Here is a 19647-nt window from a genome sequence, read left to right on the forward strand (position 1 = left end):
CATGTTCTCCCGACCCGCTGTGCGATGGCCATGAAGCGCGGCCGTGCCGAGCTGTGAACCCACCCGGGTAAGGTCGGCCGCGTGCGCAAGACCCTGATCGTGACCAATGACTTTCCGCCCCGGCCCGGGGGCATCCAGGCCTTCCTGCACAATATGGCGCTGCGGCTCGAGCCCGAGCGGCTCGTCGTCTACGCCTCGACCTGGAAGCGCGGCCGGGAGGGCGCCGAGGCGACGGCAGCCTTCGACGCCGAGCAGCCCTTCAAGGTCGTACGGGACACGACGACCATGCTGCTGCCGACGCCCGCGGCGACCCGGACGGCCGTCGGGCTGCTGCGTGAACACGGTTGTACGGCGGTGTGGTTCGGGGCGGCGGCGCCGCTCGGGCTGATGGCGCCCGCGCTGCGGAAGGCCGGTGCCGAGCGGCTGGTGGCCACCACGCACGGTCACGAGGCCGGGTGGGCGCAGCTGCCCGCCTCGCGTCAACTCCTGCACCGCATCGGGGAGTCGACGGACACGATCACCTATCTCGGGGAGTACACGCGGTCGCGGATCGCCGGTGCGCTGAGTCCGGAGGCGGCGGCGCGGATGGTCCAACTGCCGCCCGGTGTCGACGAGAAGGTCTTCCATCCGGGTTCCGGCGGCGCGGAAGTGCGGGCCCGGCTCGGGCTGACCGAGCGGCCCGTCGTCGTGTGCGTCTCGCGGCTCGTGCCGCGCAAGGGGCAGGACACGCTGATCCTCGCCATGCCGCGCATCCTGGCCCGGCAGCCCGACGCCGTCCTGCTGATCGTGGGCGGTGGGCCGTACGAGAAGGACCTGCGGCGGCTGGTGCGCGAGACGGGTGTGAGCGACTCCGTGCGCTTCACGGGCGCCGTGCCCTGGGCCGAACTGCCCGCGCACTACGGCGCCGGTGACGTCTTCGCGATGCCCTGCCGGACCCGGCGCGGCGGGCTCGACGTCGAGGGGCTCGGCATCGTCTACCTGGAGGCGTCGGCCACCGGGCTGCCCGTCGTCGCCGGCGACTCCGGCGGGGCGCCGGACGCGGTGCTCGACGGCGAGACCGGGTGGGTGGTGCGCGGCGGCTCCCCGGAGGAGGCCGCCGACCGGATCCTCGCGCTGCTCGGGGACCCGGAGCTGCGCCGGAACATGGGTGAGCGGGGGCGGCAGTGGGTCGAGGAAAGGTGGCGCTGGGACCTCCTGGCGGAGAGGCTGAGGGCGCTGTTGTAGGGGCGCCGTCCGGGGTGCCACTTGATCGACCAGGGTGGGTGCGGGTGCGTGGGAGCCGGTCGCGCCCACGCGGCGGAGCCGCATATCGATACAGCCCCGCGCCCCGGGCGACCCCGTTGTTTTTAGGAGCGCGGGGAACTGCGCGACCAGCCGCACACAACCAGCACCCGCCCGACACCTCAGCCGACACCGCCCACGACGCCCCAAAACCGGCGCAGCCCCTTGGCGGAACCGAATAATCCGCACATGCTGCGCGCATGACAGCAAAACTGACGCAGCATCAGCTGACGAGACGTCAAATACTGGGCATGATCGCCCTCCAGACCGCCGCCGCGGCGGGTCTCACCCGAATCGGCCTCCAGTCGGCGCAGGCGGTCGAACCCGCGGCCGTCGAAACCGCACGCGCGATCGTCGTCGGCTCCGGCTACGGCGGAGCGGTCGCCGCCCTCCGCCTCGGCCAGGCCGGCATCACCACCCTCGTCCTGGAGATGGGCCGGCTCTGGAACACCCCCGGCTCCGACGGCAAGATCTTCTGCAACACCGCCAACCCGGACCAGCGCTCCATGTGGTTCAAGACCCGCACCGAGGCCCCGCTCGCGAGTTTCCTCTGGCTGGACGTCGTCAACAAGGACATCACCCCGTACCCGGGCGTCCTGGACCGCGTGCACTACGACAGCATGTCCGTGTACGTGGGACGCGGTGTCGGCGGGGGCTCGCTGGTCAACGGCGGGATGGCGGTCACCCCGCGCCAGTCGTACTTCACCGAGCAGTTCCCCACCGTGGACGCCACCGCGATGTACAGCACTTACTTCCCGCGCGCCCGCACCATGCTCGGCGTCAACACCGTCGACCCGACCTGGTTCGAGTCGACCGAGTGGTACCAGTTCACCCGCACCTCGCGGAAGGCCGCCACGAACACCGGCCTGACGACCACCTTCGTGCCCAACGTCTACGACTTCGGGTACATGCAGCAGGAAGCGGCCGGCACCGCCACCAAGTCCGCGCTCGCCCAGGAGGTCATCTACGGCAACAACTACGGCAAGAAGAGCCTCGACAAGACCTACCTCGCCTCCGCGCTCGGCACCGGCAAGGTCACCATCCACACCCTGGAGAAGGTGCGGGCCGTCACGCGGGCGAGCGACGGGTCGTACCAGCTGACCGTCGACCGGATCGACAACACCGGCGCGGTCGTCGAAACCAAGCAGTACAGCTGCACCTATCTGTTCCTCGGCGGCGGCAGCCTCGGCACCACCGAACTCCTCGTCCGCGCCCGGGACACCGGCACGCTGCCCGCGCTGGACGCCACGGTCGGGGCGGGCTGGGGACCCAACGGCAACACCATGGTGGGCCGCGCCAACCACATCTGGGACACCACCGGCGCCAACCAGGCGACCATGCCGGTCATGGGCATCGACGACTGGTCCAACACCGACAACCCGGTCTTCGCGGAGATCGCCCCGCTGCCCATCGGGTTCGAGACCTGGGTGAGCCTCTATCTGGCGATCACCAAGAACCCCCAACGGGCCTCGTTCACCTACGACTCGGCGAGCGGCACGGTGAAACTGGGCTGGACCGCGGCCCAGAGCGCGGTCTCGGTCGCCATGGCGAAGAAGCTGTTCGACCGGATCAACTCGGCCAACGCGACGATCTACCGCTCCGACCTGTTCGGCACGCCCAGCAAGGTCTTCGCGGACGACTTCTGCTACCACCCGCTGGGCGGCTGCGTGTTGGGAAAGGCGACCGACAACTACGGCCGGGTGAAGGGGTATTCGAAGCTGTACATCACCGACGGTTCGCTGGTGCCCGGCAACATCGGCGTGAACCCGTTCGTCACCATCACCGCGCTCGCCGAGCGCACGCTGGAACGGGTCCTCGCCGAGGACTTCTGAGCCGAAAGCCCCAACTCGCCTGCTACTTCTGGTAGATGGCCTCGATCTCGTCCGCGTAGTCCCTCGCCACCACATTGCGCTTGAGCTTCAGGGACGGCGTCAGGTGGCCCGACTCCTCCGTGAACTGGGAGGACAGAATGCGGAACTTCCGCACCGATTCCGCCTTCGACACCGCGGCGTTGCCGTCGTCGACGGCGTCCTGGATCGCCTGCAAGAGATCCGGGTCGTCACGCAGCGACGCCGCGGTGGCACCCGCCGGCTTGCCGTGCTCGGCCGCCCAGCGGCCCAGGAACTCGTCGTCGATCGTGATCAGCGCGCCCACGAAGGGCCGCCCGTCACCGACGACCATGCACTCCGCGACCAGCGCGTGCGCGCGGATGCGGTCCTCGATCACGGCCGGGGCGACGTTCTTGCCGCCCGCGGTGACGATGATCTCCTTCTTGCGGCCGGTGATCCTGAGGTAGCCGTCCTCGTCGAGAGTGCCGATGTCCCCGGTGTGGAACCAGCCGTCCGCCAGCGCCTCGGCCGTGGCCGCCTCGTTGTTCCAGTAGCCCTTGAACAGGTGCTCGCCGTGCAGCAGCACCTCGCCGTCGTCCGCGATGCGCACGACCGAACCGGGCAGCGGCTGGCCGACGGTACCGATCTTCGTCCGGTCCCAGGGGTTGAAGGCCGTGGCGGCACAGGACTCGGTGAGCCCGTAGCCCTCGAGGACGGTGAACCCGATCCCCCGGAAGAAGTGCCCGAGCCGCTCGCCCAGCGGAGCACCGCCGGAGATCGCGTACTCGCCCTTGCCGCCGAGGACCGCGCGCAGCTTGCTGTAGACGAGCTTGTCGAAGGTCTTGTACTTGATCTTCAGGCCGAGGGACGGACCCGACGGCGTGTCCAGCGCTCGGCTGTACGCGATCGCGGTGTCGGCCGCCTTGTCGAAGATCTTGCCCTTGCCGTCCGCCTGCGCCTTGGCGCGCGCCGAGTTGTAGACCTTCTCGAAGACGCGCGGCACACCGAGGATCAACGTCGGCCGGAACGAGGCGAGTTCATCGGTGAGGTTCTTGATGTCCGGGACCAGGCCCAGCTTGATCGGCGCCATCATCGGCGCGATCTGCACCAGCCGTCCGAAGACGTGCGCGAGGGGCAGGAACAGCAGCACCGAGCACTCACCGGTGCGGAACAGCGGGCGCAGCCGCTCCACGATGTTGCCGCACTCCGCGAAGAAGCTGCGGTGGGTGAGCACACAGCCCTTGGGACGACCCGTAGTACCCGAGGTGTACACGATGGTCGCCGGGTCGTCGGCTTTCGCCTGCGAGCTGCGCTCCTCGACGGTCGCGTCCGAGACGCCCTTGCCCGCGCGGCCCAGCTCGTCGATCGCGCCGGCGTCGATCTGCCAGACGTGCTTGAGCGCGGGCAGCTGGTCCCGCACCGACTCGACGGCGGCGGCGTGCCCGTCCTGCTCCACGACGAGCGCGGTGGCACCCGAGTCGCTCAGGATCCACTGCACCTGCTCCGGCGAGCTGGTCTCGTACACCGGCACGGTGATCGCGCCCGCGCACCAGATCGCGAAGTCGAGCAGCGTCCACTCGTACCGCGTGCGGGACATCAGGCCGACCCGGTCGCCGGGCTGGACGCCGGAGGCGATGAGCCCCTTGGCGGCGGCGTGCACCTCGGCGAGGAAGACCGTGGCGGTCACGTCCTGCCACGCGCCGCTCACCTTGCGGGCGATCACGGCGACATCTGGGTGCTGCGCGGCGTTTCTGCGGACGATGTCGGTCAGGTTGCCGTCCGCAGGGACCTCGTACAAAGCCGGAAGGCTGAACTCGCGCAAGACTGCTGCTCCTCATAGGGCGCCGGCGCCACGACGTTGTGTGATGCGACGGTCAGGTCCAAGGCTCGGGCAGGTGCGTCAGGACCGGGTGATTGAAATCCTGAGCACGACTGGACTGCCCGGACGTTACCCGCCGGTATGGCTCCTACGACAGGGGGGTCCGGCGAGATGTTCGCTGCGTCACACAGATTGGTGTTTCCTCGCGCACAGTAGTCCACGCCTTTCTTGACTGGCCAGTAACGGCAAGCGAGGCCGCCACTGTTCACGTTTGCCGCACACGCCTACGCTTGATCGTCATGGCACCCACACCATCCGGTAACTCCCGGACGCGCGTACATGTGGTCAGTGACGTGCACGGCAACGCCCGTGACCTGGCCGGGGCCGGCGAGGGTGCCGACGCCCTGATCTGCCTGGGCGACCTGGTCCTTTTCCTCGACTACGCCGACCACGCGCGCGGAATCTTCCCCGAACTGTTCGGCGAGGAGAACGCCGACCGCCTGGTCGAGCTGCGCACCGCCCGCCGCTTCGAGGAGGCCCGCGAACTCGGCGCCCGCCTCTGGAGCGCGGTCGGCGGGGACCGCGCGGCCCTCATCGAGCAGGCGGTCCGCAAGCAGTACGCGGAGATGTTCGCCGCCTTCCCCGCCCCGACGTACGCCACCTACGGCAATGTCGACATGCCGGCCCTGTGGCCCGAGTACGCAGAACCCGGAACAACCGTGCTCGACGGCGAACGCGTCGAGATCGGCGGCTGGACGTTCGGCTTCGTCGGCGGCGGCCTGCGCACCCCCATGCGCACCCCGTACGAGATCAGCGACGAGGAGTACGCCGCCAAGATCGAGGCCGTCGGCGAGGTCGACGTCCTGTGCACCCACATCCCGCCCGAGGTCCCCGAGCTGGTCTACGACACCGTCGCGCGCCGTTTCGAACGCGGCAGCCGGGCCCTCCTGGACGCCATCCGCCGCACCAGGCCCCGCTATTCACTGTTCGGGCACGTCCACCAGCCGCTCGTACGGCGGATGCGGATCGGGGCGACGGAGTGCGTGAACGTGGGGCACTTCGCGGGGAGCGGGAAGCCCTGGGCGCTGGAATGGTGACTCCCTTGGCGGCCGCCCCTGAAGTCCGCAGGTAGGGGGTGCGGTAAGGGGGTTGGCGGGGAGGTAGCCTTCACGCTGCACGCACAAGCGCACGACGACGACGCCCTGCCGGTCCGCATCTGGAGGAGCCACAGCGATGGCGGAACACACCAGTTCGAGCATCACGATCGAGGCGGCACCGGCCGACGTCATGGCGGTGATCGCCGACTTCGCCCGCTACCCGGACTGGACCGGCGAGGTGAAGGAGGCGGACGTCCTCAAGACCGACGAGCGGGGCCGCGCCGAACAGGTCCGCCTCGTCATGGACGCCGGCGCGATCAAGGACGACCAGGTCCTCGCGTACACCTGGACCGCCGACAACGAGGTCTCCTGGACCCTCGTCAAGTCCCAGATGCTGCGCTCCCTGGACGGCGCCTACCTCCTCAAGCCCACGGCCGGGGGTGGCACGGAGGTCACGTACCTGCTGACGGTGGACGTCAAGATCCCCATGCTGGGCATGATCAAGCGCAAGGCGGAGAAGGTCATCATCGACCGGGCGCTGGCGGGGCTGAAGAAGCGGGTGGAGTCGGGGGAGAAGTAGGGCGACCTTTTTTGGCGCCGGTAACTTGTCAGCCCGTCCGGCGTTTGAGGACGAGGCCCCTTCACGGCCGACGGGAGTCCGGGGGCGGCGCCCCCGGCAGCGGCGCCCAACCCCCACCGACCGACTACCGTTCACAGACATGCGCACCCTCCTGATCACCGGCCCAGGCGGCAGCGGCCGCAGCACAGTCGCCGCAGCCACCGCACAAGCCGCCGCAGGCACCGGCACCCGCACACTGCTCCTGGGGGCAGACCGAGGCGACACCCTCGGCGCGGCCCTGGCCGTGCCGACAGGAGCGGCCCCCGTACACGTCTCCGAACACCTCACCGCCTGGCGTCCCGACGCCACGGAGTCGTTCCGCACCGACCTCACCGCCTTCCAGACCCGGGCCTCCTCCGCCCTCGAACTCCTCGGCGCGGCACGGCTGGACGCGGAGGAACTCACCCCCCTCCCCGGCGCCGAGGAACTGGCCCTGCTCCGCGCCCTGCGCGACGCGGCCCTGTCGGAGGCCTACGACCTGCTCGTGGTCGACCTCCCGCCCACCCCCCAGGCCCTCGCCCTCCTCGCCCTCCCCGAGGAACTCCGCCGCTACCTCCGCCGCCTCCTCCCCGCGGAGCGCCAGGCGGCCCGCGCCCTGCGCCCGGTCCTCGGCCGCCTCGCCGGCGTCCCGATGCCCTCGGAGTGGCTCTACGACACGGCGGGCCGGTGGGACGTGGAACTGGCCGCGGTGGAGGCAGTCCTCGCCGACCGGAACACGTCCGTACGCCTGGTCGCCGAGCCCGGCCCGGCCGGCGCCGACGCCGTCCGCGCGGCCGGTCTGGCCCTCGCCCTGCGCGGCCTGCGCCCGGATGCACTGATCGCCAACCGAGTACTTCCGGAGTCCGTCGAGGACACCTGGCTCGCCGCCCTCAACGCCCAGCAGCGCAAGACCCTGGACGAGTGGCAGGGCTCGTACGACGTCCGGCACGTCCGCCACCTCGGCCACGACCCGCGAGGCGCCGACGACCTCGCCGCGCTCGCGGTGCCCGGCGTCAACGCGACCGGCTCCACGGTCGAGTGGCCCGTGACCGACGAGCTGGCCGAGGACGGCGTCCTGGTCTGGCACATCCCGCTGCCCGGCGCGATACGGGACGAGCTGGACCTCGTCCGGCGCGGTGACGAACTGGTCGTCACCGTCGGCCAGTTCCGCCGTATCGTTCCCCTGCCCTCGGCCCTGCGCCGCTGCACGGTGGCCGGCGCGGCACTCCGCGAGGGCGAGCTGCGTATCCGCTTCACGCCCGACCCGGGCCTGTGGCCGCAGGGAAGGTGAGCATTGGTGCGTGCGGAGACGTGAAGCACGTACGCCCATTCGGGTAACGTCGTAGAGACGAACCGTAGTCAGGAGTCCGTCATGAGCGAAGAGCTCCCCCCGTACGACGCCGGCAAGGAAGAGGCGCTCGACGAGGTGCGGGCGACCGACGCCGACGCCTGGGCGACGGCGGCCGCTGAAGACCTCGCGGCGGAGAAGGCCCGCCGCCGCACCCAGTACGGCCAGCCCCCGGTCTCGGCCGCAGAGGAACTGCGCAAGCTCGTCGACACCGTCGCGGACAAGCTGTCCGGCCTCCAGTCGCCGCTGCTCGGCCAGGTCGCGGGACCGGCCGCCCAGCAGGTGGTCAAGCAGGTCGTCCAGCAGGCCAAGGCCGCCGTCGAGCCCGTCATCGAACGCAACCCGGACGTCTTCGACCACCTCGCGGCGGCCGGCAGCGAACTCCTCGCCGCCTACCGCTCCGCCGTCCAGGCCCAGGAACAGCGCTGGACGGCCCGCGACACCGAACTGAAGAACCTGCGCGACCCGGGCGACGACTCCGGCCCGGGGGAGCGCATCGACCTCGACTAAGGCCTGTCCTGGCCAGTCCCGAGGGTCCGCCGCCACCGTCCCGTCCGCGCGGTGGTGACGGTCCTGTTCTCCGGACCGGCGTCGCGAATCCGACGTCGGCCCCTCGGGTACGGTGGGCCGTAGCGGGGCTCGACCGAAACTGAGGGATTCATGGGACTCACCATCGGCGTCGATATCGGCGGCACGAAGATCGCGGCCGGTGTGGTCGACGAGGAAGGCAACATCCTCTCGACCCACCAGGTGCCGACCCCGGGTACACCCGAGGGCATCGTGGACGCCATCGCCGCCGCAGTCGACGGAGCACGCGCCGGGCACGAGATCGTCGGCGTGGGCATCGGTGCGGCCGGGTACGTCAACCGCCAGCGCTCCACGGTCTACTTCGCGCCGAACATCGACTGGCGCCAGGAGCCGCTGAAGGAGAAGGTCGAGGCCCGCGTGGGCCTCCCCGTCGTCGTGGAGAACGACGCGAACGCCGCGGCCTGGGGCGAGTACAAGTTCGGCGCCGGCAAGGGCCACCGCAACGTCATCTGCATCACCCTCGGCACCGGCCTCGGCGGCGGCATCATCATCGGCAACAAACTGCGCCGCGGGCACTTCGGCGTGGCCGCCGAGTTCGGCCACATCCGCATGGTGCCGGACGGCCTGCTGTGCGGCTGCGGCTCACAGGGCTGCTGGGAGCAGTACGCGTCGGGCCGCGCACTCGTCCGTTACGCCAAGCAGCGGGCCAACGCCACCCCCGAGGCCGCCGACGTCCTGCTCTCCCTCGGCGACGGCACCCCCGAGGGCATCGAGGGCAAGCACATCTCCATGGCCGCCCGGCAGGGCGACCCGGTCGCCGTCGACTCCTACCGCGAACTGGCCCGCTGGGCCGGCGCCGGCCTCGCCGACCTCGCCTCCCTCTTCGACCCCTCCGCGTTCATCGTCGGCGGCGGCCTCTCGGACGAGGGCGAACTGGTCCTCGACCCGATCCGCAAGTCCTACAAACGCTGGCTGGTGGGCGGCAACTGGCGCCCGGTGGCCGACGTGATCGCGGCCCAGCTGGGCAACAAGGCGGGGATGGTCGGAGCGGCGGACTTGGCTAGGGAGCCGGACCCGATCATGTAAGGCGCCTGAGTTTCCGGCTTTCAGGGGCGCGGGGAACTGCGCGACCAGCCACATTGGACCGGCAGTCGCACACGTACCCCGCGCCCCGAGCTGTCAGGCGGCGTAAATTGATCCACATGGCGCCGCTCCCCAACTCCCGAACCGAACCCGACGGTTCCGCGATCATCCGCGTCCTGAGCTACAACATCCGCTCGATGCGCGACGACACAGCCGCCCTGGCCCGGGTGATCAGGGCCTGCGCCCCGGACCTCGTCCTGATCCAGGAAGCCCCCCGCTTCTTCCGCTGGCGCAAGAAGCTCGCCCGCCTGGCCTCCGCGTCCGACCTGGTCGTCCTCTCCGGCGGAGGCACCGCCGCGGGCCCGGCCCTGCTCTGTTCCCTCCGCGCCACGGTCGAGCGCACCGAGGACGTACTCCTCCCGCTCACCCCCGGCGAACACCGCCGCGGCTTCGCGACCGCGGTCGTCCGCTTCGGCGGCGCCCGGCTCGGCGTCCTCAGCTGCCACCTCAGCCTCCGCGATGACGAGCGCTACGACCAGGGCGGCATGCTGCTCGACCGGCTGGCCGGCCTGGCCGTGGACCACGCGATCGCGGGCGGCGACCTCAACGACCGCCCCGGCGGCCGCACCTTCACCCGGCTGGCCAAGGACCTCCAGGACTGCTGGGCCACCTCACCCTGGGGCAAGGAGTACACCTGGACCCCCGGCAACCCCTTCCAGCGCATCGACGCGATCTTCGCGACACCGGGCGTCGAGGTACTGGGCTGCGGGGTGCCGCTGGGCCTGCCAGGGGTGACGGAGGCCGACATCAAGGGGGCGACGGATCACTTCCCCGTGCTGGCCGCAGTGCGCGTGCCCGCGACCTGAACCACAGCCGCCGGGCGGATTCCGGCGCAGCCGCCCGAAGCCTGTGAGGCCACCGGGGCCGAGCAGCGCGAGGGGGCGTTGAGAGCGACTGCCTGAGGGCGGCCACCGACCACTTCCCGGTCCTGGCCGCCCTCAGAATCCCCGCAGACGTGCCCGTGAGCTAGACGACGGCCCCGCGCCCGGGGTCGTCCCCCTCCTCGTCGTCCGTCCGCATCCGCATCACCAGCGTGCCGAAGCCGCCCAGGAAGCCGCCGATGCCGACGGTCGCCAGCCACCATGTCATGTCCCAGCCGAGCAGCACCGCGAGCAGCAGCAGGATCGGGCCGCCGATCACCCCGAGCCAGGCGAACTTGGCCGTCGTGTCGGCGGCCGGCAGCGGAGGCGGCTCCGGCGGCACGAAGTGGCCCTCGTCGTCCTCGTCGAAGTCGTCCTCGGAGGAGTCCGGCGCGGTGTAGTCACGGGGGCCGCCGACGCCGGGCGCGAACGAGACGGAGCTGCCCAGCGGCTTGGCGGGCGGCGGCTCCTCCGTGCCTTTGTCCTTGCCCTTGGGGGACTGCTCCCTGGCCTTGGGCTGCTCGTCGTTCTTCTCGGGGTCGAGCAGCGCCAGGTCCTCGATCGACTTGAACGGCTTGGCGCCCGGCGGGTCCTTGGGCTCGTCGCCGTATCCGGCGACGATCGCGGCCCACGCGGCCTCCTCGTCGAACGGGACGCCCTGCTCGTCCGGTTCGAGGCCCTCGCGGTCGGAGTCGTGCTCAGCCACCTGTGGCCGTCCCTTCCTGCTCGCTCACCCGGCCCGTGTCGGACGCCTGCTTGCCGACACTGGGTGCGAGCCGGCCGATGAACGTGAAGCTCTCCTCGAAAATCCGGTCCGCGTCGTGGTCCAACGTCGCGACGTGGTAGCTCTGTTCCAGCAGGATTTCCGTCACGTCGGCCGAGGAAACGCGACTGAGGACACGGGCCGAGTCGGCCGGCGGCACCACATGGTCCTGGGCGCTGTGCAGCAGCAGGAGCGGCTGGGTGACCTGCGGGAGCTCGCGGTCGACCAGCCGGAAGAAGTTGCGCAGCGAGTGCGCGGAGTGCAGCGGCACCTTGTCGTAGCCGACCTCGTCGCTGCCCTCCTTCGCGATGTCACTGGCGATGCCCGGAGCCGTACGCACCAGGTGGCGGGCGACCGGAAGGGCGTACGCGGCGATGCCGTGCACCTTGATACCGGGGTTGACGACCACGACGCCGCTGATCTCGTCACCGTGCTTCGCGGCCAGCCGCAGGGCCAGCGCGCCGCCCATGGACAGGCCCGCGACGAAGACCTGCGAGCAGCGCTCGCGCAGGGCGCGCAGCTCGCGGTCCACCTCCGCGTACCAGTCCTGCCAGCCGGTGAGCTGCATGTCCTCCCAGCGGGTGCCGTGCCCGGGCAGCAGTGGCAGCGACACGGTGAGGCCGCGCTCGGCCAGATACTCCGCCCAGGGGCGCAGCGACTGCGGGGAACCGGTGAAGCCGTGGCAGAGGAGAACTCCGACCTCCCCGCCCTCGTGGCGGTACGGCTCGGCTCCGGGGAGGACCGGCACCTTCGGTCTCCTGTTCATGAGAGGGGCGTGTTCATGTTCATGAAGAAGGGTGTGCGTGGGTGAGGCGTGAACGAGTCCAGGTGCGGTTAACCGTACGCGACCGCACTGACACCGACCAGGGCCGTCGGGTCCTTTGACAGTGCTCCGGGTTAAGGTCTGATCGATGAACACAGGAGGCACTCGGTTGTTGTACGGCACGATGAAGGTCGCCATCGGTGGGCCGCTGAAGGTCGCCTTCCGGCCGTGGGTGGAGGGCCTCGAGAACATTCCGGCGGAGGGCGCCGCCATCCTGGCGAGCAATCACCTCTCGTTCTCGGACTCGTTCTTCCTGCCCGCGGTCCTCGACCGCAAGGTGACCTTCATCGCGAAGGCCGAGTACTTCACCACGCCCGGGGTGAAGGGCAAGCTGACGGCCGCGTTCTTCAAGGGCGCGGGCCAGCTCCCGGTGGACCGCTCGGGTGCGCGCGGGGCGGGCGAGGCCGCGATCAAGGCCGGGCTCGACGTCCTGGAGCGCGGTGAGCTGTTCGGTATCTATCCGGAGGGCACGCGCTCCCCTGACGGCCGTCTGTACCGCGGCAAGCCCGGTGGCCTCGCGCGCGTGGCGCTCGCCAGCGGCGCCCCGGTGATCCCGGTCGCGATGATCGACACGGAGAAGATCCAGCCGCCCGGCAAGGTCGTCCCGAAGCTGATGCGCCCGGGCATTCGGATCGGCAAGCCGCTCGACTTCAGCCGGTACAACGGCATGGAGCACGACCGTTTCGTGCTGCGCGCCGTGACCGACGAGGTCATGTACGAAATCATGAAGCTCTCCGGCCAGGAGTACGTGGACATCTACGCGACGGCCGCCAAGCGGCAGATCGCGGAGGCGGCGAAGGCCGAGAAGGAAGCGGACAAGGCCGGCAAGGCCGCGCTCGCACAAGCGGAGAAGGAGCAGACGAACCCCTAGGCGGGGTGGTCTGTTGGGGGTGGGGGAGTTGGCCAGGCGCGAGCGTGTGATCCGTATGTCCGTCGAGCAGCCGCTGTGGCGTGCCCTGAGCGGCTACCGGGTGCTGACCATGCTGTACGCGGTCGGACTGTTCGCCGCCGAGTACGACCAGTTCGACCGCCCGGGCATCGCCATCGCCTTCTACGTCGTCCTGTTCGTCTGGACGCTCGCCACCCTGCCCCGGGTGCAGAGCGCGGTCGCCTGCACCAAGCGCTTCCTGGCCGTGGACCTCGCGGTCGCGCTGACCGGCATCGTCCTCACCCCGGTCGCCGCCGACGCCCACCACATCGACAGCGGCGGCCCCACCCTGCCGTCGATATGGACCGCCGGCTCGGTGCTCGCCTACGCCATCAAGGGCGGCTGGCGCTGGGCCGCCTTCGCCTCCACCCCGGTCGCCGTCGCCAACCTGATCGAGCGCGGCTCCCCGGCCCGCGACACCGTCCACAACGTGGTCCTCGTCTGGGTCGCCTCCATCGCCATCGGCTACGTCGTGGAGGTCGCCCGAGCCTCCGAGCGCACCCTCGCCCGCGCCCTGGAGATCGAGGCCACCACCCGGGAGCGGGAGCGGCTGGCCCGGGACATCCACGACGGCGTCCTCCAGGTGCTGGCCATGGTGCAGCGGCGCGGTGCCGTGCTCGGCGGCGAGGCGGGCGAACTGGGCCGGATGGCGGGCGAGCAGGAGATCGCCCTGCGCACCCTGGTCTCGGGCGGCCTGGTACCCGTCTCCAGGGTCTCGCTGGACGCGGCGGAGGGCGCGGTCGTGAGGGCCGTGGACGAGGAACCCGATGATGTCGACGACGGGCCGGTAGACCTTCGTGCGCTGCTCGCTCCGTACGCCGCCGCGAAGGTGAGTTTCGCCGAGCCCGGTGCCCCGGTGCCGTTGCCCGCGCCCGCCGCGAAGGAGCTGGCCGCCGCTGTCGGTGCCGCCCTGGACAATGTGCGCAGGCATGCCGGTGCGGACGCCCGGGCCTGGATCCTGGTCGAGGACGAGCCGGGGGAGGTCGTGGTGACCGTGCGGGACGACGGGCCCGGTATCCCCGAGGGGCGGCTCGCGCAGGCCGAGGGGGAGGGGCGGCTCGGGGTCGCCCTGTCGATCCGGGGGCGGCTGCGGGACCTCGGCGGCAGCGCCGAGCTGGTCTCGATTCCCGGGCAGGGCACGGAAGTCGAGCTGAAGGTACCGAAGACACGGGGGAAGGCGGGGACACGATGAGTGAGCAGCGGAGCCCGATCAGGGTCATGGTGGTCGACGACCACCCGATGTGGCGCGACGCCGTCGCCCGCGACCTGGCCGAGGCCGGTTTCGACGTGGTCGCCACCGCCGGGGACGGCGAGCAGGCGGTACGCCGGGCGCGGGCCGCCGCCCCCGACGTCCTCGTCCTGGACCTGAACCTGCCGGTGCTGCCCGGCGTCCAGGTCTGCAAGGAACTGGTGGGCGCCAACCCGGCGTTGCGCGTCCTGGTGCTCTCCGCGAGCGGTGAGCACGCCGACGTACTGGAGGCGGTGAAGTCGGGCGCGACCGGCTATCTGCTCAAGTCGGCTTCCACAGAAGAGCTGTTGGACGCGGTGCGCCGGACGGCGGTCGGCGACCCGGTGTTCACCCCCGGGCTGGCCGGACTGGTCCTCGGCGAGTACCGCCGCCTGGCCTCGGACCCGGCACCGGCCGCCGACAGCGACGAGCCGAAGGCGCCCCAACTCACCGACAGGGAAACCGAAGTACTGCGCCTGGTCGCCAAGGGCCTGAGCTACAAGCAGATCGCCGAGCGCCTGGTCATCTCGCACCGCACGGTCCAGAATCACGTCCAGAACACCCTGGGCAAGCTCCAGTTGCACAACCGGGTGGAGCTGGTGCGGTACGCGATAGAGCGCGGCCTGGACGACGCGTAGCGAGACCGGGTAGATCAACTACCCCACAATTCAGGTGAATTGACCTTCCCGCCCATCCCTCTGTGACCTGGATCACCATTAGCGTGGCTGTCACGGGAAACTGCGGCGAAGGGAATCTTCCATGCGCGTCGGAGTACTGACCGGAGGCGGCGACTGCCCCGGACTCAACGCCGTCATCCGGGGCATCGTCCGCAAGGGCGTCCAGGAGTTCGGCTACGACTTCGTCGGCTACCGGGACGGCTGGCGGGGGCCGCTCGAAGGCGACACCGTCCGTCTCGACATCCCCGCCGTGCGCGGCATCCTGCCCCGCGGCGGCACCATCCTCGGCTCCTCCCGCACCAACCCGCTGAAGCTGGAGAACGGCATCGGCCGCATCAGGGCCAACCTCGCCGCGCAGGAGGTCGACGCGCTCATCGTGATCGGCGGCGAGGACACCCTCGGCGTGGCCGCGCGGCTCTCGGACGAGTACGGCGTGCCGTGCGTCGGCGTACCGAAGACCATCGACAACGACCTGTCCGCCACCGACTACACCTTCGGCTTCGACACCGCCGTGGGCATCGCCACCGAGGCCATCGACCGGCTGCACACCACCGCCGAGTCGCACATGCGGGTCCTGGTCTGCGAGGTCATGGGCCGCCACGCCGGCTGGATAGCGATTCACTCGGGCCTGGCCGGCGGCGCCAACGTGATCCTCATCCCCGAGCAGCGCTTCGACGTCGAGCAGGTGTGCGGCTGGATCACCTCCCGCTTCAAGGCGTCGTACGCCCCGATCGTGGTCGTCGCGGAGGGGGCCATGCCCAAGGACGGCGATGTCGTGCTGAAGGACGGCACCCTCGACTCCTTCGGACACGTCCGGCTCTCCGGGGTCGGCGAATGGCTGGCCAAGGAGATCGAGAAGCGGACCGGCAAGGAGGCCCGCACCACGGTCCTCGGCCACATCCAGCGCGGCGGCACCCCCAGCGCCTTCGACCGCTGGCTCGCCACCCGCTTCGGCCTGCACGCCATCGAGGCCGTCCGCGACGGCGACTTCGGCAAGATGGTCGCCCTGCGCGGCACGGACATCGTCCGCGTACCGATCGCGGAGGCCACGGCCCAGCTGAAGACGGTTGACCCGAAGCTGTACGAGGAGGTCGGGGTGTTCTTCGGCTGAGCAGTGGCCGCACTCCGGGCGCCGGCCGGGCGGCTCAGCCCGTCCGGCGCTCCACCGGCTTCGACTACACCGACCGTGTGCTCGTCCCCCGCAGCTGACCCACCAACTCCCGTACGACAGCTGCCCCGTTGAGCGTCAGCACCGACTCCGGGTGGAACTGGACGCCGGCGAAGCCGGGCCCCCGCAGCGCATGCACCTCACCACTCGCGCTACGGCTGACCTCCACACCGTGGGCGCCCAGCTCGACGGCGGCCTCGTCGTCGCAGCGCGCCACGAAGCTGTTGTAGAAGCCGACGGTCTCCTCCCGCCCGAACAGGTCGACCGTCGTCTGCGCCCCCTGGTACGGAATCTCCTTGCGGACGATCTCCAACCCCAGCTCCGCCGCGATCAGCTCGTGCCCGAGGCACACGCCGAGGACACCGTGCCGGTTCGCCCGGAGGACCTCGGCGGTCAGAGCCCGCAGGAACCGCATCTTCGGGTCGGCCGTGTCGGAGGGGTCACCGGGGCCCGGCCCCAGTACCACCGGCCCCTCGTGCGCGAGCACCGCCTCCCGCAGCCCCTCCTCGTCGTACCGGCGCACGGTCACCTCCAGGCCGCTCGACCGCAGCACGTGCGCGAGCATCGCCGTGAAGGTGTCCTCCCCGTCGACGACCAGCGCGTGCCCGGTCAGCTCCTCGGACCGCTCCTGCATCCGCAGCCAGAAGGGTGCGAGTGACGTGCGGCGGCTGTCGAGCGCGGCCCGCACCCGGGGGTCGTCGGCCAGCCGGGGGCGCGTGCCCTCCTCGCGCGGCCGGGACGGTCGTACGCCCAGAGCCGCCAGGACGCCCGCCGCCTTCGCGTGGGTCTCCGCGACCTCGCCCGCCGGGTCGGAGCCGCGGACGAGGGTGGCGCCGACCGGGACCCGCAGCCGGCCGGCCGGGTCGATGTCGGCGGTGCGGATGAGGATGGGGGAGTCGAGGGTCTGGGCGCCGCCGGAGTCGTGGCCGAGCAGTGCCAGCGCGGCGCCGTAGTAGCCGCGCCCGCCGGCCTCGTGCCGTTCGATGACCCGGCAGGCGTTCTGCACGGGCGAGCCGGTGACGGTCGCCGCGAACATCGTCTCCTTCAGGACCTCGCGCACGTCCAGCGAGGACCGGCCGCGCAACTCGTACTCGGTGTGCGCGAGATGGGCCATCTCCTTCAGGCGCGGGCCGACGACGACACCGCCCATGTCGCCGACCGTGCACATCATCTTCAGTTCCTCGTCGACGACCATCGACAGCTCCTCGATCTCCTTGCCGTCGGCGAGGAAATCCAGCAGGTGCTCGGGCGTGGGCCCGTCCGCCGGATAGCGGTACGTCCCGCTGATCGGGTTCATGACGACCGTCCCGCCGGACATCCGGACGTGCACCTCGGGACTCGCGCCGACGAGCGTGCGCTCGCCCGTGTGCACGACGAACGTCCAGTACGCGCCCCGCTCACCCACCAGCAGCCGCCGGAACAGCGCCAGCGCGTCGGCCCTGCCGTACCCCGGGATCTCGCCCTCGTACGTCCGCCGGATGACGAAGTTGGCGCCCTCGCCGCGCCCGATCTCCTCCCGCAGCACCCGCCCGACGATCTCCCCGTACTGCTCGTCGCCGACGTCGAAGCCACCGCCCTCGACCCGCACGTCGTGCGCGGGCAGCTGGTCCAGCGCGTCGGCGAGCGGGATGCCGTACGACTCCTCGGGGGTGAGGAAGGCCAGGGGAGTGCCGTCGTCGCGGACGTCGAAGCCGCGTTCGCGGATCTGGCGGTAGGGGATCAGGGCCAGGCCCTCGGCGGGGAGGTCGGCGAGGCGGTCGTGGGTGGAGACCGGGCCGAGGAAGACCTCCACCGTGTTCTCGTCGTGGCCCGGCGTGCGGCGGCGCAGCAGGGCGAACGGTCGGTCGTCGTTCAGCAGCTGTGTCAGGTCCATGGTTCCTCTGCCATCGATGGAGGAGGAACGACCCCGGAAACGCCGAAGGCCGCCCCTCGGGCGGCCTTCGCGGAGTACTGGGAGTACGCGCAGTCAGTGGGCCGCCGGATGAGCGGTCCACCACCAGTTCTGGATCGAGTTCTGGGTCGAATGCGCGAACATGGCACGCACCCTACCCCACGCGCACCTGAGCATGCGGGTGTCTCACCTGTCGAGCCGTGCGAAAACAGGTCGACACGACCCCGTAATGTTGAGTCCGTGACCGTGAACGCTAAGACCAGCGCCAGCGCTGGCAACACCTGGCGAGACCTGCCCGCGGCGCAGCAGCCCGAGTACCCCGACACCGAGGCTCTGCGCGCAGTGATCGCGGACCTCGCGTCGTATCCGCCGCTCGTCTTCGCGGGCGAGTGCGACCAGCTGCGTGCCCGGTTGGCGGCCGTCGCCAAGGGAGAGGCGTTCCTCCTCCAGGGCGGCGACTGCGCCGAGGCCTTCGACGCGGTGTCCGCCGACCACATCCGCAACAAGCTGAAGACCCTGCTCCAGATGGGCGCCGTACTGACGTACGCCGCCTCGGTGCCGGTGGTCAAGGTCGGCCGTATCGCCGGCCAGTACTCCAAGCCGCGCTCCAAGTCGACCGAGACCCGCGACGGAGTGACCCTCCCGACCTACCGGGGCGACTCCGTCAACGGCTTCGCCTTCACCGAAGAGGCCCGCGTCCCGGACCCCGAGCGCCTGAAGCGGATGTACAACGCGTCCGCCTCCACGCTCAACCTGGTGCGCGCCTTCACCACCGGCGGCTACGCCGACCTGCGCCAGGTGCACGCCTGGAACCAGGACTTCGTGAAGTCGTCCCCCTCCGGCCAGCGCTACGAGCAGCTGGCCCGGGAGATCGACAACGCGCTGAACTTCATGCGGGCCTGCGGCACCGACCCGGAGGAGTTCAAGACCGTCGAGTTCTACTCCTCGCACGAGGCGCTGCTGCTGGACTACGAATCGGCCCTGACCCGAGTCGACTCCCGCACCGGCAGGCTCTACGACGTCTCCGCGCACATGGTGTGGATCGGCGAGCGCACCCGCCAACTGGACGGCGCGCACATCGAGTTCGCCTCCCAGATCCGCAACCCGATCGGCATCAAGCTCGGCCCGACGACCACCGCCGAGGACGCGCTCCAGTACATCGAGCGCCTCGACCCGGACCGCGAGCCCGGCCGCCTCACCTTCATCGTGCGGATGGGCGCGGACAAGGTCCGCGACAAGCTGCCCGAGCTGGTCGAGAAGGTCACCGCGTCCGGCGCGACCGTCGCCTGGATCACCGACCCGATGCACGGCAACACGTACGAGGCGGCCTCCGGTCACAAGACCCGCCGCTTCGACGACGTGCTCGACGAGGTGAAGGGCTTCTTCGAGGTCCACAAGGGCCTCGGCACCCACCCGGGCGGCATCCACGTCGAGCTCACCGGTGACGATGTCACCGAGTGCGTGGGCGGCGGCGACGAGATCTTCGTCGACGACCTGCACCAGCGCTACGAGACGGCCTGCGACCCGCGCCTGAACCGCAGCCAGTCCCTTGACCTGGCCTTCCTCGTCGCCGAGATGTACAGGGACCAGTAACCGTTTCACCTGTTACAGCAGAGTCGGGGGGGGGGGGCGCGGGGGGGGGGGGGCCCCGACGGACCGCCACCCG

18 protein-coding genes are annotated in these 19647 nt (G+C 70.7%); 13 read left to right on the forward strand and 5 right to left on the reverse strand.

All coding sequences use genetic code 11. The annotated features are described in order from the left end of the window. The first annotated feature begins 81 nt into the window (after positions 1–81). A complete protein-coding gene (locus tag ACFXC1_RS12620; RefSeq protein ID WP_381241999.1) occupies positions 82–1224 on the forward strand; it encodes a glycosyltransferase family 4 protein in 1143 nt (380 codons plus the stop codon). Positions 1225–1481: 257 nt separating this feature from the next. Further along, a complete protein-coding gene (locus tag ACFXC1_RS12625) occupies positions 1482–3113 on the forward strand; it encodes a GMC oxidoreductase (RefSeq protein WP_463293455.1) in 1632 nt (543 codons plus the stop codon). Between the two features lie 22 nt (positions 3114–3135). Here the strand turns inward: ACFXC1_RS12625 and ACFXC1_RS12630 are convergent, their stop codons facing one another. Then, positions 3136–4932 carry an AMP-dependent synthetase/ligase gene (locus tag ACFXC1_RS12630; RefSeq protein WP_381242001.1) on the reverse strand — a complete coding sequence of 599 codons (1797 nt, stop codon included), beginning with the start codon at positions 4930–4932 and terminating at the stop codon, positions 3136–3138. Between the two features lie 338 nt (positions 4933–5270). Between ACFXC1_RS12630 and ACFXC1_RS12635 the strand changes: the two genes are divergently transcribed. From ACFXC1_RS12635 to ACFXC1_RS12660, 6 genes are all read left to right on the forward strand, one after another. Further along, positions 5271–6026, forward strand: coding sequence for a metallophosphoesterase family protein (locus ACFXC1_RS12635; protein ID WP_381242683.1), 756 nt, complete (start codon positions 5271–5273; stop codon positions 6024–6026). A gap of 136 nt (positions 6027–6162) precedes the next feature. Continuing rightward, positions 6163–6606 (forward strand): SRPBCC family protein, encoded by a 444-nt coding sequence (locus tag ACFXC1_RS12640; RefSeq protein ID WP_381242003.1) that lies wholly within the window; start codon positions 6163–6165, stop codon positions 6604–6606. Positions 6607–6745: 139 nt separating this feature from the next. After that, positions 6746–7915: an ArsA family ATPase gene (locus ACFXC1_RS12645; protein ID WP_381242004.1), complete on the forward strand. Its 1170-nt coding sequence runs from the start codon at positions 6746–6748 to the stop codon at positions 7913–7915. An 81-nt stretch (positions 7916–7996) separates the two neighbouring features. Further along, a complete protein-coding gene (locus tag ACFXC1_RS12650) occupies positions 7997–8482 on the forward strand; it encodes a DUF5304 domain-containing protein (protein ID WP_381242006.1) in 486 nt (161 codons plus the stop codon). Between the two features lie 150 nt (positions 8483–8632). Next, positions 8633–9586, forward strand: coding sequence for an ROK family glucokinase (locus ACFXC1_RS12655; protein WP_381242008.1), 954 nt, complete (start codon positions 8633–8635; stop codon positions 9584–9586). A 116-nt stretch (positions 9587–9702) separates the two neighbouring features. After that, complete coding sequence (locus tag ACFXC1_RS12660; RefSeq protein ID WP_381242010.1) at positions 9703–10449, forward strand: endonuclease/exonuclease/phosphatase family protein; 747 nt, start codon at positions 9703–9705, stop codon at positions 10447–10449. Positions 10450–10609: 160 nt separating this feature from the next. Here the strand turns inward: ACFXC1_RS12660 and ACFXC1_RS12665 are convergent, their stop codons facing one another. Further along, positions 10610–11209: a hypothetical protein gene (locus ACFXC1_RS12665; RefSeq protein WP_381242012.1), complete on the reverse strand. Its 600-nt coding sequence runs from the start codon at positions 11207–11209 to the stop codon at positions 10610–10612. Beyond that, positions 11202–12014: an alpha/beta hydrolase gene (locus ACFXC1_RS12670; protein ID WP_381242684.1), complete on the reverse strand. Its 813-nt coding sequence runs from the start codon at positions 12012–12014 to the stop codon at positions 11202–11204. Before ACFXC1_RS12670 ends, ACFXC1_RS12665 begins: the two co-directional genes overlap by 8 nt. A 199-nt stretch (positions 12015–12213) precedes the next feature. On the opposite strand from ACFXC1_RS12670, the gene ACFXC1_RS12675 reads away from it, so the two are divergent. The 4 genes from ACFXC1_RS12675 to ACFXC1_RS12690 all read left to right on the forward strand — a co-directional run bounded on the left by ACFXC1_RS12675 (position 12214) and on the right by ACFXC1_RS12690 (position 16033). Continuing rightward, entirely contained in the window at positions 12214–12960 is a 747-nt protein-coding gene (locus ACFXC1_RS12675; RefSeq protein WP_381242686.1) for a lysophospholipid acyltransferase family protein, read from the forward strand. A 28-nt stretch (positions 12961–12988) separates the two neighbouring features. Continuing rightward, positions 12989–14209, forward strand: coding sequence for a MacS family sensor histidine kinase (gene macS / locus ACFXC1_RS12680; RefSeq protein ID WP_381242014.1), 1221 nt, complete (start codon positions 12989–12991; stop codon positions 14207–14209). Then, positions 14206–14883, forward strand: coding sequence for a response regulator (locus ACFXC1_RS12685; RefSeq protein WP_381242016.1), 678 nt, complete (start codon positions 14206–14208; stop codon positions 14881–14883). The genes macS and ACFXC1_RS12685 overlap by 4 nt, the downstream gene beginning before the upstream one ends. 121 nt (positions 14884–15004) lie before the next feature. Beyond that, positions 15005–16033 carry a 6-phosphofructokinase gene (locus tag ACFXC1_RS12690; RefSeq protein ID WP_381242018.1) on the forward strand — a complete coding sequence of 343 codons (1029 nt, stop codon included), beginning with the start codon at positions 15005–15007 and terminating at the stop codon, positions 16031–16033. Between the two features lie 64 nt (positions 16034–16097). Here ACFXC1_RS12690 and ACFXC1_RS12695 read toward each other — a convergent pair whose 3' ends face one another. Further along, entirely contained in the window at positions 16098–17963 is a 1866-nt protein-coding gene (locus ACFXC1_RS12695; RefSeq protein WP_381242020.1) for an anthranilate synthase family protein, read from the reverse strand. Positions 17964–18056: 93 nt separating this feature from the next. Beyond that, a complete protein-coding gene (locus ACFXC1_RS12700) occupies positions 18057–18158 on the reverse strand; it encodes a trp operon leader peptide (RefSeq protein WP_381242022.1) in 102 nt (33 codons plus the stop codon). A 63-nt stretch (positions 18159–18221) separates the two neighbouring features. On the opposite strand from ACFXC1_RS12700, the gene ACFXC1_RS12705 reads away from it, so the two are divergent. Next, complete coding sequence (locus tag ACFXC1_RS12705) at positions 18222–19574, forward strand: class II 3-deoxy-7-phosphoheptulonate synthase (RefSeq protein WP_381242023.1); 1353 nt, start codon at positions 18222–18224, stop codon at positions 19572–19574. The last annotated feature ends 73 nt before the right edge of the window (positions 19575–19647 follow it).

The organism is Streptomyces hokutonensis, assembly GCF_042751305.1.
GTDB classification, from domain to species: domain Bacteria; phylum Actinomycetota; class Actinomycetes; order Streptomycetales; family Streptomycetaceae; genus Streptomyces; species Streptomyces hokutonensis_A.